At 59.8% G+C, this 13,773-nt stretch carries 12 protein-coding genes; 7 read left to right on the top strand and 5 right to left on the bottom strand.

Annotation, left to right across the window (positions count from 1 at the left end; translation table 11 throughout):
* Both BUA15_RS13135 and malQ read left to right on the top strand, forming a co-directional pair.
* A partial coding sequence (locus tag BUA15_RS13135; protein WP_143149624.1) for a T9SS type A sorting domain-containing protein occupies positions 1-334 on the top strand: 334 nt, incomplete at its 5' end.
* A 247-nt stretch (positions 335-581) separates the two neighbouring features.
* Positions 582-2,126, top strand: a complete 1,545-nt coding sequence (gene malQ / locus BUA15_RS13125; protein WP_072716442.1) for a 4-alpha-glucanotransferase — start codon at positions 582-584, stop codon at positions 2,124-2,126.
* Positions 2,127-2,128: 2 nt separating this feature from the next.
* Here the strand turns inward: malQ and BUA15_RS13120 are convergent, their stop codons facing one another.
* Together BUA15_RS13120 and BUA15_RS13115 are read right to left on the bottom strand one after the other, a co-directional pair.
* Positions 2,129-2,614 carry a BCAM0308 family protein gene (locus BUA15_RS13120; protein ID WP_072716441.1) on the bottom strand — a complete coding sequence of 162 codons (486 nt, stop codon included), beginning with the start codon at positions 2,612-2,614 and terminating at the stop codon, positions 2,129-2,131.
* A gap of 98 nt (positions 2,615-2,712) precedes the next feature.
* Positions 2,713-3,255: a hypothetical protein gene (locus BUA15_RS13115; protein WP_072716440.1), complete on the bottom strand. Its 543-nt coding sequence runs from the start codon at positions 3,253-3,255 to the stop codon at positions 2,713-2,715.
* On the opposite strand from BUA15_RS13115, the gene BUA15_RS13110 reads away from it, so the two are divergent.
* Positions 3,254-4,147, top strand: coding sequence for a pseudouridine-5'-phosphate glycosidase (locus BUA15_RS13110; protein WP_245772055.1), 894 nt, complete (start codon positions 3,254-3,256; stop codon positions 4,145-4,147). The two genes, BUA15_RS13115 and BUA15_RS13110, sit on opposite strands and share 2 nt — an antisense overlap.
* Here the strand turns inward: BUA15_RS13110 and BUA15_RS13105 are convergent.
* From BUA15_RS13105 to BUA15_RS13095, 3 genes are all read right to left on the bottom strand, one after another.
* The gene (locus BUA15_RS13105; protein WP_072716452.1) at positions 4,134-5,375 is read right to left on the bottom strand and encodes a D-alanine--D-alanine ligase family protein; all 1,242 of its coding nucleotides are present in this window, start codon (positions 5,373-5,375) and stop codon (positions 4,134-4,136) included. The genes BUA15_RS13110 and BUA15_RS13105 overlap by 14 nt on opposite strands.
* A gap of 54 nt (positions 5,376-5,429) precedes the next feature.
* Positions 5,430-6,734: a dihydroorotase gene (locus BUA15_RS13100; RefSeq protein WP_072716451.1), complete on the bottom strand. Its 1,305-nt coding sequence runs from the start codon at positions 6,732-6,734 to the stop codon at positions 5,430-5,432.
* Positions 6,735-6,804: 70 nt separating this feature from the next.
* Positions 6,805-9,120 (bottom strand): S9 family peptidase, encoded by a 2,316-nt coding sequence (locus tag BUA15_RS13095; RefSeq protein WP_072716439.1) that lies wholly within the window; start codon positions 9,118-9,120, stop codon positions 6,805-6,807.
* 117 nt (positions 9,121-9,237) lie between these two features.
* Between BUA15_RS13095 and BUA15_RS13090 the strand changes: the two genes are divergently transcribed.
* The 4 genes from BUA15_RS13090 to BUA15_RS13075 all read left to right on the top strand — a co-directional run bounded on the left by BUA15_RS13090 (position 9,238) and on the right by BUA15_RS13075 (position 13,768).
* Positions 9,238-10,290 (top strand): porin, encoded by a 1,053-nt coding sequence (locus BUA15_RS13090; RefSeq protein WP_072716450.1) that lies wholly within the window; start codon positions 9,238-9,240, stop codon positions 10,288-10,290.
* Between the two features lie 64 nt (positions 10,291-10,354).
* On the top strand, positions 10,355-11,506 hold the full coding sequence (alr, locus tag BUA15_RS13085) for an alanine racemase (protein WP_072716438.1): 1,152 nt from the start codon (positions 10,355-10,357) through the stop codon (positions 11,504-11,506).
* Positions 11,507-11,577: 71 nt separating this feature from the next.
* Positions 11,578-12,291, top strand: a complete 714-nt coding sequence (locus BUA15_RS13080; RefSeq protein WP_072716449.1) for a response regulator — start codon at positions 11,578-11,580, stop codon at positions 12,289-12,291.
* Between the two features lie 22 nt (positions 12,292-12,313).
* Positions 12,314-13,768 (top strand): sensor histidine kinase, encoded by a 1,455-nt coding sequence (locus BUA15_RS13075; protein WP_245772054.1) that lies wholly within the window; start codon positions 12,314-12,316, stop codon positions 13,766-13,768.
* The last annotated feature ends 5 nt before the right edge of the window (positions 13,769-13,773 follow it).

The following is a 13,773-nucleotide window of genomic DNA, read 5'->3' as shown; positions in this document are numbered from 1 at the left end:
TGCCGTAGGCCTGCGCCTGTTGGAAGTGGCCCCCTATCTGGTGGCCGCCGAAGACGAAGGCGCTGTGCCCGAACGCTTTGCGCTCTACGAAGCCTATCCCAATCCGTTTCGGCGGCAGGCTACGATTCGCTTTGCCGTGCCACGGCAGGTGCGGGTGCGCCTGGAAGTCTACGACGTGCTGGGAAGACGCGTCGGCGTGTTGGTGGACGAAAAGCTAGCGCCTGGCCTCTATGCCGTGCGTTTCGAAGCGCAGGGCCTGGCCAGTGGCTTGTATTTCTATCGCCTCACGGCCGGCAGCTTCGTCCAACAACGCAAAATCATCCTGGTTAAATAAATCTACAGGAAGAAAGACAAGCGTACAACGCTACGATTTGCTTATACCCATCAGCAGGAGGCTTCTCGGAGGCCTGTCCAGGTAGGCGGGTCCTTCTTCGAAAGGGTACAGGCTGCTTCCATGTAAGCAAGTGGCTGCTTTCTTTTTCTTTACAGGCTTTTCCTCGCTTTGCGCTCCCTTATCGTTGTCATATCCCGTATCTTTGGCGCCGCTGTAATCATGTGGATCAGCGCGATCTGAGACGTTCATGCACGGTCTTCCTCGCTCCAGCGGTATTCTGTTGCATCCGACCTCCCTGCCCGGTCCTTTCGGTATTGGAGATCTGGGGCCTGCAGCTTACCGCTTTGTCGATTTTCTGGTCGAGGCCGGTCAGCGTCTCTGGCAGATGCTTCCGCTTGTGCCCGTAGGACTGGGCTTTTCGCCATACGCCAGCCCTTCCACGTTTGCCGGCAATCCGCTGCTGATCAGTCCCGAGCGACTGGTCGAGCAAGGCTTGCTGCAAACCGACGACATTGCCCATCCTCCTGCCTTTCCTGAAGATCGCGTAGACTACGACTGGGTTACCGTCTACAAGAAGCATTTACTGGAAAAGGCCTATGCTACGTTTGAAGCCCATCCAGATCGCATTGATGAGACGGATTTCTGGCTCTTCTGTGAAAAGCAAGCATTCTGGCTGGATGATTATGCGCTTTTTATGGCGCTCAAAGAAGCGCAGGGCGGTACGGTCTGGACCGAGTGGCCGCCTGAACTGGTTCGGCGTGAGCCGGAAGCGCTGCACCGCGCACGCCAGGAGCTAGCGCGCTCATTCCGCAAGCATCAATTCTGGCAGTATCTTTTTCATAAACAGTGGATGGACCTGCGTGCTTACTGTCATGACCGGGGCATCCGCCTGATGGGCGACATTCCTATCTACGTCGCCCACGACAGCGCTGACGTCTGGGCCAACCCGCATCTGTTCCATCTGGATGAACAGGGCCATCCTACGGTAGTTGCCGGCGTCCCCCCTGACTATTTCAGCGAGACCGGACAGCGCTGGGGCAATCCTCTCTACCGATGGGACGTCTCTCGGGAGACCGGCCATCACTGGTGGACGCAGCGTTTTGCTGTGCTGCTGGAACGCGTAGACCTGATCCGGCTGGATCACTTTCGAGGCTTTGCGGCCTACTGGGAAATTCCAGCCAGCGAACCAACAGCAGTCAACGGACGCTGGGTTCCCGGCCCGGGCGCCGAATTCTTTGAAACCATTCAGCAGAAGCTGGGGCCGCTTCCTCTGGTTGCGGAAAACCTGGGGGTTATCACCCCAGATGTAACCGAACTCATGGAGCGCTTCGGCTTTCCCGGCATGGCCGTACTCCAGTTTGCGTTCGACGACGACGCCACCTCCACCTTCTTGCCCCACAACTACACGCGCAATCTGGTGGCCTACACCGGCACGCACGACAACGATACCATCGTAGGATGGTGGCGCGGCGAAAACAAAACCACCCTCCCCCCTGAAGTGGTTGCCCGCGCCAGGGCCTACGCCCGCACCTATCTTGACCTGGACCGAAAACGCGAACGCGAGATCCACTGGACCTGCATCCGCACGCTCATGGCCTCCGTGGCCGAGCTGGTCGTGTTTCCGCTGCAAGACGTGCTGGGCCTGGGGAGCGAAGCGCGCATGAATACCCCCGGCACGACCGGCCCCCACAACTGGTCCTGGCGCGTACGGGCCAACCAGCTTCGTCCCAGGGTGGCAGAACGCCTGCGTTTACTTACTGAAACATACGGCCGACTCCTGCCGTCCCCCTGAAATCAGTCCCGGCGCCACTGCACGCGAATGACGCGGTCGCCATCTGCATAGGCGAAGCTGAGCTTTCCCTGGTAAGCCCGGGCAAGCGCCTCGCCAATACGCCGGGCCAGATGTACGCCCGTTGTAGTTACATAGCAGCAGCCATTTTGCAATTCAAGCTGCAGAATGCGCTCCAGAGGACGCGCTTGTTTTTCCTGCGCCTCCAGATTCCGAACCAGGTTCAGGATCTCTTCCTGGTGCGCACTTAGAAACGCACCTTTCAGCTCCACATAACCGGCCGGGTAGCGATCGGCTGCCCGCCGGCAGGCCGGGCATCGCGCTTCATGCACTACGTCCGTTGCCTGCTCCCATGTCCACCGGCCATGCCGGAACACGGCCCCACAGTCAGGACAACGGGTAGGCTCAGGCCATTTCTGATGCTCCCAGTAGGCATCCTGCCGACGCTGCTTCAGAATCCGATCCTTTCGGCCATGACTGCTCCGATACATAGGCGCTCCTCTTAGAGGTGAACAGGATCATTAATGGCGATCTATGACCACCACAATGTTAAGATTAAAAGAAGGACCGGCGAAGTCAAGTCTGCCGGCTACTTTTCTGAGACCGGTATGGCGATAAAAGATCCGATGGCCTCAACCTCCAGCGGCTCACCGGTGCGTCGATCAAGCGCGCCGAGCGCTAGCCGGAAGGTAGCGACTACCCGATCGGTGCGCGAGCGTTCTATGAGCACCAGGCTGCCCGCTTCGGTAACAAAGGTATAGGGAGGCCAGTCCAGATAACCCACCACAAACGCGCTGGAAGATGGTCCCGCTATCCATCGCCGCACTGCTTCCAGCGTATCGGCCTGCGCAGACGACCATTCCAGCGAGAGGCCACGCCGGTTGTCCGGCTGCCCGCTCAGGTCCACCACGACGACCCCTGACGTGTCCTGGCGAAAGCGGGCCGTCCCTTCAAGCGTGTCAGTGACTGCCCCCTGCAACACAACCAGAAAGCGTCCGGGTTGCAGCGCATGCGGCTTAAGAGGTGATGGAACGGAAACGTCGCGCTGGCAGCCCACCAGCCATAAGAGAGCCAGGCCCCATTTGAACAGGTGGCCGGTGCCAATGTAACTTGTGTAAGCAGCGCGCAGCATGTTTTCACCGTTGCTGTTGCTTATGGACGCTCCGGTTGCGCTGGAATCGACGGTCATTGCGCACGGCCTGCCCGCTCCTCATAATCTGGATACGGCCCGCCGGTGTGAGGCGGCCGTCCGCGCCGAAGGCGCTCGCCCCTGCACAATTGCCATCTTGAAGGGCCAGGTGCGGCTTGGCCTCCATCCCGATGAGCTACGCTATCTGGCAACTGCTCCAGGCATCCGGAAGGTCAGCTTGCGCGATCTACCGGTTGTGGTAGCCCGAGGATTGGACGGCGCCACAACCGTAGCAGCTACGCTGCACCTGGCCTGGCGTGCCGGTATACCGGTCATGGCTACCGGAGGCATTGGTGGCGTGCATCGCCGCATCGACGGCCAGCCGGCCATGGACATCAGTGCCGACCTGGAGGCGCTGGCTCGCATCCCAGCCATCGTGGTCTGTTCGGGACCGAAGATCATCCTGGATTTAGAAGCCACGCGCGAGCAGCTCGAAACGCGCGGCATCACCGTTGTAGGCTATCGCACCGATACCATGCCGGCCTTCTATTGCCCGACAAGCGGTCTGCCCGTTGACGTCCGGTGCGATACACCGGCAGAAGTTGTAGCGCTGTATCGAGCCCGGCAGCGACTGGGTTTGCCCGGAGCGCTGCTTGTGACGGTTCCGCCACCCGACCGAGTGGCACTTCCCCGGGAGGTTGTGCTGCCTGCGCTGGAACAGGCGTTGCAGGATGCCGAAACGCGCCAGCTACGTGCGGAGGCGCTCACCCCCTTCCTGCTGGCCCGGCTGCGCGAACGCCTGGGCTCGCGCGTGCTGCAGGCGAACATTGCCCTGCTGGAACAGAATGCCATTGTAGCCGCCCGGATTGCCCGCGCACTTGCTACGGCGACTTAGCGCCTTTAAGGCCCTGCAAGCTGCGCGCCGACAGCAAGTTCACCTCATAGGAGCGCACGCGGCCGTTCTTTTCCCGGTGTCGCTTCTGCGCCAGACGAATCAGCTCATCCATCAGCCGGTCAAACGGCACACCCGCCGGCTCCCACAGATAAAAGGAAAAGGAGCCAGGGATTGTGTTGATTTCATTGAAATAAACCTGTCCAGTATCGTCATCTAGTAAAAAGTCGATGCGGGCTACACCCGCGCACTCGAAAAGTTGAAAAATGCGCACGGCCATTTCCTGAATGGCCCGCGTCTGGTCGGCTTCAAGCGGTGCCGGAATGATCCGGTCCAGGGAGGCCATGCCCTGGGGCGCCTGCTGCTTGCGACCGCGGTGGCCGGCTTTGCTGCCTCCTCGCATGTATTTGTCCTGGAACGTCAGGAGCTGGGTGCGGTCGCTTCGCACCGGCTCCTCAAGCACACTGGGCCGTGCTTCCGAAGGGTCGCCCAGCACAGCGCAGTTCACCTCACGCAGATTGCGAATGGCCTGTTCGACCACCACCTTCTCATCGTAGCGGAATGCTTCTTCAATGGCTGCGTCAAGCGCCTGGCGATCCTCGACGCGCTGAATGCCAATCGAAGAGCCCAGTCGAGCCGGCTTCACCACCATGGGATAGCCCAGTTCGGCTTCCAGCCGATCTAACCAGGCTTCTTCATGATCGGCCCAGTCCGCTTCTCGAAACCACTGAAAGGGTACAACCGGAATGCCCTGCTCCCGGCAGAGCAGCTTGGAGAGAACTTTATCCATTCCCAGCGCCGATCCCAGCACCCCACTTCCTGTGTAGGGAACGTTGAGCGCTTCGCACAATCCCTGCACCCCGCCATTTTCGCCGTCGCCGCCATGCAGCGCCAGCAGCACAACGTCCACCAGATAGCGTCGGGGACGTTGCCAGGGCCAGCGGCGTGGTTTTGCTTCGACCAGCAGTAGCTTTCCGTGCGCGGCCGGATCAAACCGCACGGGAACAGCCGTCTGTCGAATCGCCTCCAGATCCTGGTAGGCTTCCAGCTCAAACAATACAGTTCCCGTGTACCAGCGGCCGTCCTTCGCGATGTACAGGGGAATAACCTCGTATCGGGTGCGGTCGAGCGCAGCAACTGCTTGCAGCCCTGTAATGACCGACACTTCATGCTCTGGCGACACGCCGCCAAAAACCACGCCCACCTGCAAACGCGCTCCGGTGGCCTGCATGCCTGTCATCTCGTCCTGGTTACTGGGAAGTCCCTTGCATCAACATGCCGCGGCTCAGGGGTCCTGGACAACAAACCAGCCGCGGTTATAGATAGCCCAGGCGCGTCCTACCAGTTCTTCTCCAATAAATGGCGTATTTTGACTTTTTGAGCGAATATGCCGCGCTTCAAAAACCCAGCGCGTTGTGGCATCAAAAATAGTCAGGTTGGCGGGTTCTCCTTCGGCCAGGCGCGGCACAGGCAACCGCAGAATGCGGCGTGGCGCTACCGTCAGCTTGTAAACGGCCTCGGTTACGGTTAGCACGCCCGGTGCAATCAGCTCACGCCCGATCAGCCCCCAGGCGGTCTCCAACCCAATGATGCCAAAAGGCGCTTCGATGAACTCAACCTCTTTCTCAAAGCTGGCATGCGGCGCATGGTCGGTGCAGATGGCATCGATGGTCCCATCGCGCAACCCTTCCTTGATCGCTGCAATGTCGGCCGCGGTGCGCAGCGGCGGATGCATCTTCGTGTTGGTCGAAAAGCCTGTGCGCTCAACGGCCTCATCGGTTAGCGTAAAGTGATGCGGACAAACCTCCGCCGTTACGCGCACGCCGCGCGCCTTGGCCTGCCGGACCAGCTCCACCGACCGGGCCGTCGAAATATGGGCCACATGCACGTGCCCCCCGGTATACTCGGCCAGCAGCAGGTCGCGCGCAACCATCACCTCTTCGGCGAGCGACGGAATGCCAGGTACCCCCAGCCGGGTCGATACCACGCCCTCATGCATATGGCCCTGGGGATTCAGCGTGAGATCTTCCATGTGGTTGATGATAACCCGGTCGAGCATCGAAGCGTATTCGAGTGCCCGGCGCATCAGCCCTCCGTGCTGCACCGGCGCCCCATCATCGCTAAAAGCCACGGCTCCTCCTTCTACCAGGTCGGCCATTTCGGTCAGCTCTTTTCCCTCCCGGTTTTTCGACACGCAGGCAATCGGGTAGACGTCAACCGGGGTGCGCCGACCGCGCTCGATCACAAACTCCACGACATCGCGCGTGTGGATGGGCGGATCGGTGTTGGGCATGCAGGCCACCGCCGTAAACCCGCCAAACGCAGCCGCCTGGCAGCCCGTCTCAATGGTCTCTTTATGCTCCTGGCCGGGCTCGCGCAGATGCACATGCATGTCCATCCAACCGGGCGAGACAAACTTACCGGCCGCCTCATAGACGGGCACGTCATCGGCTTCAATGGACTCTGCAATGCGGGCAATACGACCGTTGCGAATAAGCAGGTCGGCCCGGCGTTGCCGGCCCGTTTCGGGATCAAGCAGAATTCCTCCCCGAATGAGCAGGTCTGGCGTCTTGCGCGCACTTGATTCCATGTTGCCGTACATCCCCTTTCTTGTGTACCACAGAAAAGGCCCGTGCCAAAGATAGCACGGGCCGGGTCGTTCAGCGTGGGTTCACCAGGTTTTCCTTTAAAAAGTCGGTTATCAACGTGAACAGGTGCAGGCGCGTATTGCCTCCGTAGATGCCATGATTGCGGCCTGGATACATCATGAACGCGAACTGTTTACCGGCTCGCTGCAGCGCGTCAATCATCTGCACCGCATGCTGGAAATGGACATTGTCATCCAGATCACCATGAATGATCAGCAGTCGCTGTCGGTCGGTGAGCCGATCCGCATAGGTAATGGGAGAGCCGAGCCGATAGCCTTCCGGGTTACGCTGCGGCGTGGACATATAACGCTCGGTGTAAATGGTATCATAGAGTCGCCAGTCAGTAACGGGAGCTACCGAAACCCCTACGCGGAAGACCTGCGGTCCATCGCCATAGAGCATGGCCATCAGGGTCATGTAACCGCCGTAGCTCCATCCCCAGATGCCAATGCGGGCCGGATCAACATAGGGGCGCTGCGCCAGCGCTTTAGCTGCAGCAATCTGATCCTGGGCTTCGAGCTGGCCCAGCCGACGATAGGTGGCAGTCTTGAAGGCGTAGCCCCGGGCTCCAGTTCCGCGGTTGTCTACGCTGGCAACCAGAATTCCCAGCTCCTCGGCCAGGTAGTAGTGCCAGAGCATGCGCGCACCGCCCCATCGATCCACAACAGTCTGCGAGCCGGGTCCTCCATAAACGTATAGCAGCAACGGGTATTGCCGGGTGGAATCGAAATCGGATGGTTTGATGAGGTAAGCCTGCAGCGGGGTACCGTCGGCACCGGGCACTGTGAAAAACTCTGGTGGACGTAGCCCATAGGCGGCCAGTCGCTCCCGCAGCGCCTCGTTGCCTTCCAGCACAGCGATTTGCTCACCGGTAATGCGGTGCAACGTTACCACAGGTGGCTGCAGGAAACGCGTGTGCGTGTCGATGTAATACCGAAAGTCGCTTGAAAGGCTAACGTCGTGCGTTCCGGGTGCCTGCGTAATGCGCTGCGGCGCAGACGCCTGGCCATTGGATGCTTCCGGATGGAGGGGGATGCGATAGAGATGGCGCTCTCGGGGCCCATCGATTGTCGCCGTAAAGTATACCCAGCCACCCTGTTCATCCACGCCGTGAAAATCGGTTACGTCCCACCTGCCTTGCGTGAGCTGACGGACCAGCGTGCCATCGTTGCGGTACAGGTACAGGTGCCGATAACCGTCGCGTTCGCTGATCCACACAAAATGCTGGTTATCCTGCAGATAGGTAATCTGCCCGGCTTCCAGATCGGTAAAGCCGGTCTCCACTTCGAGCCAGGCTGAAGCCTGCTCTTCGAGCACGGTGCGCAGGGACATCGTGGCCGGATCGCCGTAGAGCAGTTCCAGGTGGTTCTGATCGCGATTCATGCGAAACATCCAGACGTAATGGCGGCCCTCAATGGTGGGGGTCCATCCCATGCGCGCCAGGTACTCGTATCGGTCGCCGCCTTCATACCAGGTGTCCGTATCGAAGAAGCGCACCTGACCCGTCTGCAGATCAATAACCCCAATCTGAATTTCACTGTTAGGTTCACCGGCTTTGGGATAACGGAACGTAATGGCCTTCGGGTAGGGTGCCCGAAGGTCCATCATGGTAAAGGCCGGGACCTTTGACTCGTCCAACTTGAAGAAGGCAATGTAGCGGCCATCTGGACTCCAGGCCCAACCGTCCCGTAATCCGAATTCTTCTTCGTAAACCCAGTCGAACGTACCATTGATAATGCTCCCTGGTGCGCCGTCGGTCGTCAGCGGGACTTCCTGGCCTGTTTCAAGATCGACAAGGTACAGGTTGCGGTCGCGCACAAAGGCTACCTGGCGGCCGTCCGGGCTAAACTTGGCAAACATCTGAAAGCCTTTGCGCCGGTCGCTAACCGGCCAGAGCGAATCGGCTTGCAGATCATAGACGTAGTAGAACCCTTTAGTATTGTAGCGCCAGACCCGTTCCGAGTCGGTATAGAGCAGCACCCGCTGGCCGTCCTGGCTATACTGATAGGCTTCAATGCGGATCAGGCGCTCGACATCCGGGGCGTACAGCCGGTTACCGTCGATGAGTCGTTCGCGCTGACCTGTTTCCAGGTTATATCGGATCAAGTGCGTAGCACCGGTCTGCGGGTCGGGCTCGATGTACAGAACGACCGGCCCCTCAGCCGCCCAGCGTCCTCCCTGGAAAAATTCGCCAATAAACTTACGGGACGCGTGAATGTCTTCCAGCGTAAGCCGCGGGCGCTCCTGAACATCCTGCTGTGCCGTAGCAGCCGGCGCCAGCAAAAAAAGTCCCAGGAAAATGCCGAACGTTTTCTGCAGACGCATCATTGCTCTACGTATCCGTTACGCGAATCCGTTCTTAAGATAGGACAGCGCTGGAAAAGAAGGGAGCATGCACGTACTTTTGGCGCGTGCTGCTTACCTTGAACCAGCGAAGATATGACCGTGCGGTTTCGACTTTTACTGCTGGGCCTTGCTGCTATGACGGCGCAGGCGCAACCGTCCAGTTTGCCGGCCGTTACCCTGAGTGGAACGTTGCAGACGCGCTTCAGCTACGGTCAGCACGAAACGCTTCAGCGCACGCGGATAGGTTTTGGCGTTCGGCGGGCCCGACTGCGCGTCAGGGTGCGCCTGTCCGAGCGATGGACCTTTCGCGTTCAATTAGACGGCACGGCCCCCTCTGCACGTTTTCTGGACGCTTATGCCATCTACACGCCTCACGCCCGCTGGTCGTTTCGCATAGGCCGCATGCCTTCCATTCAACCACGTGCTCTCGGGCTGACCTCGCACCGGTACGTCGATGCTGTAGAGCGCCCGGCTATCGCCGAGCGCTGGGGTGCCCGCACCATTGGCCGCGACGGACGCGACTTTGGCGTGGAGGCTGCTTATCATCATCCTCGAGGCCGCTTTATCCTTTTCCTGCACAACGGCGATGGAAGCTGGGATCGCCTGCGCGGCAACTACCGCGCCAGCCCCAGCAATACCGACGTTACCGAGGGCCAGCAGCGCACCGGCATAGCGGTTAGCCTGGGCGGTCAGTTCTACCTGTCGGAGCAGGCAGACATCGAAGCCGGTGGCTTTGTTAGCTACAACAGCGCCGGCAATCCGAACACCGACCATCGGCGCTACCTGTCCTACGGATTCCACTGGTACTGGGGCGCAAAGCCTGGAAGCCGATGGTTTCGGCTAAAGCTTGACGGGGTGGTCGTGCGGTATGAACCAGGGCAGCCTGTGCTTCGGTCGAGCGATCACCTGACGGGTATTGCCGGGCTGAGCGCCGTGCGGCTGCACCGCGGCGCGGAAGCTTTTGCGCGGCTGGAGTGGCTGGAAGAAAGCGGTGCGGAAGCCGACCGCACGATCCTGACGACAGGTTTCAGCATCAGTCCAAGTGCGCTGCAGGGAGCGCCCTACGAGCGGCAGCGGCTCACGGTTGCGTACGCAACCGAACGGGGCCTCGGGCAACATCTACTGGTCGTTCAATGGCAGTTAATTTTTTAAGGATCTTTTTTCAGGGGGAAGGCGTCAGCGGCGCGGCCTTTTACCTCGTAAACGTAGGCTTACCGTGTGGCACCCTGCGTTTGTTGAAATTCACCTGGACAAGCTTCATCATAATCTGAGACAGATACGGCAGCGGCTGGGGCCTGCTGTCCCCATAGCGGTGGTCAAAGACGACGCGTACGGCCACGGGTTGTTACCCGTGGCCCGTGCCTTACAGGAAGCGGGTGTTCGCCATTTTGCCGTGGTTCGGCTGCACGAGGCAGTGGCGCTGCGGCAGGCAGGTATTGCGGGAACGATTGTACTGCTGGGAGCGGTTTTGCCGGATGCATTGCCCCATTGCGTGCAGCATCACATTGAGGTTACGGTTTCATCGCCGGCGCTGGCCGAGGCAGTCTGTGCAGCGGTGAAGCGGTACGGTCCCCTCCGGGTTCATGTCAAGGTAGATACCGGTATGGGACGGCTGGGGCTCTGGCCGGAGGAAGCGCCTGCGATCATCCGTCGCCTGGCACAAACGCCGGGCGTCACGTTGGCCGGTCTTTGCACCCATCTGGCCACAGCCGACCGCCCTGATGATCCTTTCCTGCAGGAGCAGTTGGAGCGCTTCGACCAGCTCTGTCGGCAGGTAGGCGATGCTTTTGAAACCTTCCACGTAGCCAGTAGCAGCGCGTTGTTTACCCTGCCCCGCTCCTACTGGAACAGCCACCGCCAACGCGCTCGCATCGGTGCAGCGCTTTACGGCTATCTTTCCCGTGCGGAGCAGGCCCGTCAGGCTGGATTGCAGCCTGTTATGCGCTTTGTCGCCCATATTGTTCAGATTCGCACGGTTCCTCCTGGCACCACCATTTCCTACGGCCGCACCTGGACAGCGCCGGGTTGGCGGCGCATTGCCGTGGTCGGCGCCGGCTATGGCGATGGCATTCCGCGTCGCCTTTCCAATCGGGGTCAGGTGGGCCTGCAGGGGCGGCGTTTTCCTATTGTCGGAACCGTCTGCATGGATATGACCATGATCGACCTGGGCGATCCTGAAAGCGCTCCCGATGTGCAAGAAGGGACTCCGGTCGTTTTTTTCGGCGACGGCGGTCCTTCCATCATGGAAGTTGCCCGGTGGGCTGAGACCGTTCCGTACGAGCTAAGCTGCATGGCCGCGCAACGGGTCCCCCGACACTATCTAGCTCATTCCCGGGCCGCGTCCTTTTCTTCTGCTGAGAACCTCTGAAGAAAACTTATATTTATTATCTGGCGTTGAAGCGACGGTTTTTTTATTTCCCACCAACTTAGAGAATGACCATGCCACGGACAGCCGAACCTGCGGAAATCAACATCCTGGTAGTGGACGACGAGGAAGACGTTGTCGAGGTCATCAGCCACTTCCTGGCTCAGGAAGGCTACCAGGTGCATAAGGCGTACGATGGAGAAGAGGCGCTGGAAAAGGCTACGCCCGAAATCGACCTGATTGTGCTCGACATCATGCTGCCGGGCCTGGATGGCTATGAAGTCTGCAAGCGCCTGCGCTCCCGGGTAGAGACCGAGCACATCCCGATCATCTTCCTTACCGCGAAGAGCGAGGAAGAGGATCAGGTTAAAGGGCTCATGATGGGTGGCGATGACTACCTGACCAAGCCCGTTTCGCCGCAGGTGCTGCTGGCTCGGATCAAGGCGGTGTTGCGTCGCGCGGGTGTGGAAGAAAGCCGCACGTTGAAGGTTAAAGACCTGACCATTTACGAAGACGAGTACCGGGCCTCGCTGCGCGGCCGCGATCTGGGGCTGACGCTGACTGAATTCGAGCTGCTCCGCTACCTGGTCCGGCATCCCCGCAAGGCTTTTACGCGTCAGGAGTTGCTTGAACGCATCTGGAAGGATGCCATGATGGTCACGGAGCGCACCGTTGATGCGCATATCAAGAACCTGCGGGAAAAGCTCGGCGACTTTGCCAAACATATCCAGACGGTGCGCGGCGTAGGCTATCGCTTTGTGGAAGAGGATGAGCCCAGCGAGGGTTAAGCGTCATCGGCGACCGCGAGGAGTGCGTCGCCTGTTGTATCGGGTCTGGCGCTGGATTTTCCCCCCCCGCGCCTCGGTGCGCACCTGGATGTTCCTGACGTTTGCGTTGTTTGTGGGGCTGGCCGTGCTGGGCGTAGGGCTTTATACCGGCCTGGTGCTGCACGGCCGGCTTCACAACACCATGGAACAAACGCTGCGCACCCAGGCAGAGCGGCTGCTCTATCAGGTGGTTCCAGAGACGCCGTCCCATGAGCTGCCGTCCACGCTGGCTCTGCTCAGCCGCGTTACCGGACTGCACCTGACGCTGGCCCGCGGCGACTCAATCATCTGGAGCGGCCAGGCCGGCCAGCCGGTTCCCTCTGCCTCGCTCCCACGGCTGGATACGCTGGTCAGTGCAGAAGCCTCCGCTCGCTTTTTCAGCCGCCTCACCGCGGAGGGACAGATCTTCTATCTTACCCTGTACGACCCCGCTTCCGGGTGGACCGTGCAGGTCGGCCAACCTGCTCCGCTCTGGTACCAACTGGCGCGGCAGATGGAACTGACGCTGGTGCTGGGCATGCTGGCCGCGCTCCTGCTGGCCCTCCTGGGAAGCTGGATCGCCACCGAAAAAGTCACCGCCCCCCTGCGCGCCATCCGCAACAGCGCACGCAATATTATTGAAGGGCATTTCGACGAAAAAATTCAGGTGCACACGCGAGCTGCCGAGTTTCAGGATCTGGCGCACCACCTCAATGAAATGTCAGACAGCTTCCGCGAAAAAATTGCCGAGCTGCAACGTCTAACGCGTCTGCAAACGGAATTTATCGGCAACGTCTCCCACGAAGTGCGCAATCCCATCTTTTCCATTGGGGGCTATCTGGAAGCCCTGGCTTCGCCCACCATGGATCCAGAGACGCGCAAGCGATACGTAGAAAAAGCGCTGCAGAATCTGAACCGACTCAACAACCTGTTCAACGATCTGATAGAAATCGCTCGTCTGGAGTACCGGGCCGATCTGATCCACCCCTCGGTGTTCAACCTGCAGGAGGTCGTTGAGGAAGTAGTCGATATGCTGCGGCCTAAAGCCGAAGAAAAAGGCCTGATCATTCAGGCCGAAAACGATCCGGTCTTTGTGCGGGCCGACCGCGAGCGCATCCGGCAGGTCCTGACCAACCTGATCGACAACGCCATTTCCTACACCGACGAAGGCTACATACGATGCCGGATCCGGCGGCGACGCGACAAAGTGCATGTAGAAGTAGTGGATACAGGACGGGGCATTCCCGAAGAGCACCTGGATCGTATCTTTGAACGTTTCTATCGCGTCGATCCCGATCGCTCACGCCGCAGTGGCGGCACAGGCCTGGGATTGAGTATCGTCAAGCAGATCCTGCAGGCCCACGGCGAAGCGATCCACGTCGAAAGCACTGTCGGCCGAGGCAGTCGCTTCTGGTTTGAGCTGCCCTACGCAGCGGCAGACGAAGCGGTCAGCGCCTGAAGCGT

The organism is Rhodothermus profundi, from assembly GCF_900142415.1.
GTDB lineage: Bacteria > Bacteroidota > Rhodothermia > Rhodothermales > Rhodothermaceae > Rhodothermus > Rhodothermus profundi.
Note: the sequence above shows the minus strand (reverse complement) of the source record. Positions and strands in the feature narration are given on the sequence as shown.

Excerpts from the sequence above, each read along its gene's own strand:
- malQ (WP_072716442.1), top strand. The coding sequence starts at position 582 with ATGCACGGTCTTCCTCGCTCCAGCGGTATTCTGTTGCATCCGACCTCC.
- BUA15_RS13120 (WP_072716441.1), bottom strand. The coding sequence starts at position 2,614 with ATGTATCGGAGCAGTCATGGCCGAAAGGATCGGATTCTGAAGCAGCGT.
- BUA15_RS13110 (WP_245772055.1), top strand. The coding sequence starts at position 3,254 with ATGTTTTCACCGTTGCTGTTGCTTATGGACGCTCCGGTTGCGCTGGAA.
- BUA15_RS13115 (WP_072716440.1), bottom strand. The coding sequence starts at position 3,255 with ATGCTGCGCGCTGCTTACACAAGTTACATTGGCACCGGCCACCTGTTC.
- BUA15_RS13105 (WP_072716452.1), bottom strand. The coding sequence starts at position 5,375 with ATGCAGGCCACCGGAGCGCGTTTGCAGGTGGGCGTGGTTTTTGGCGGC.
- BUA15_RS13100 (WP_072716451.1), bottom strand. The coding sequence starts at position 6,734 with ATGGAATCAAGTGCGCGCAAGACGCCAGACCTGCTCATTCGGGGAGGA.
- BUA15_RS13095 (WP_072716439.1), bottom strand. The coding sequence starts at position 9,120 with ATGATGCGTCTGCAGAAAACGTTCGGCATTTTCCTGGGACTTTTTTTG.
- BUA15_RS13080 (WP_072716449.1), top strand. The coding sequence starts at position 11,578 with ATGCCACGGACAGCCGAACCTGCGGAAATCAACATCCTGGTAGTGGAC.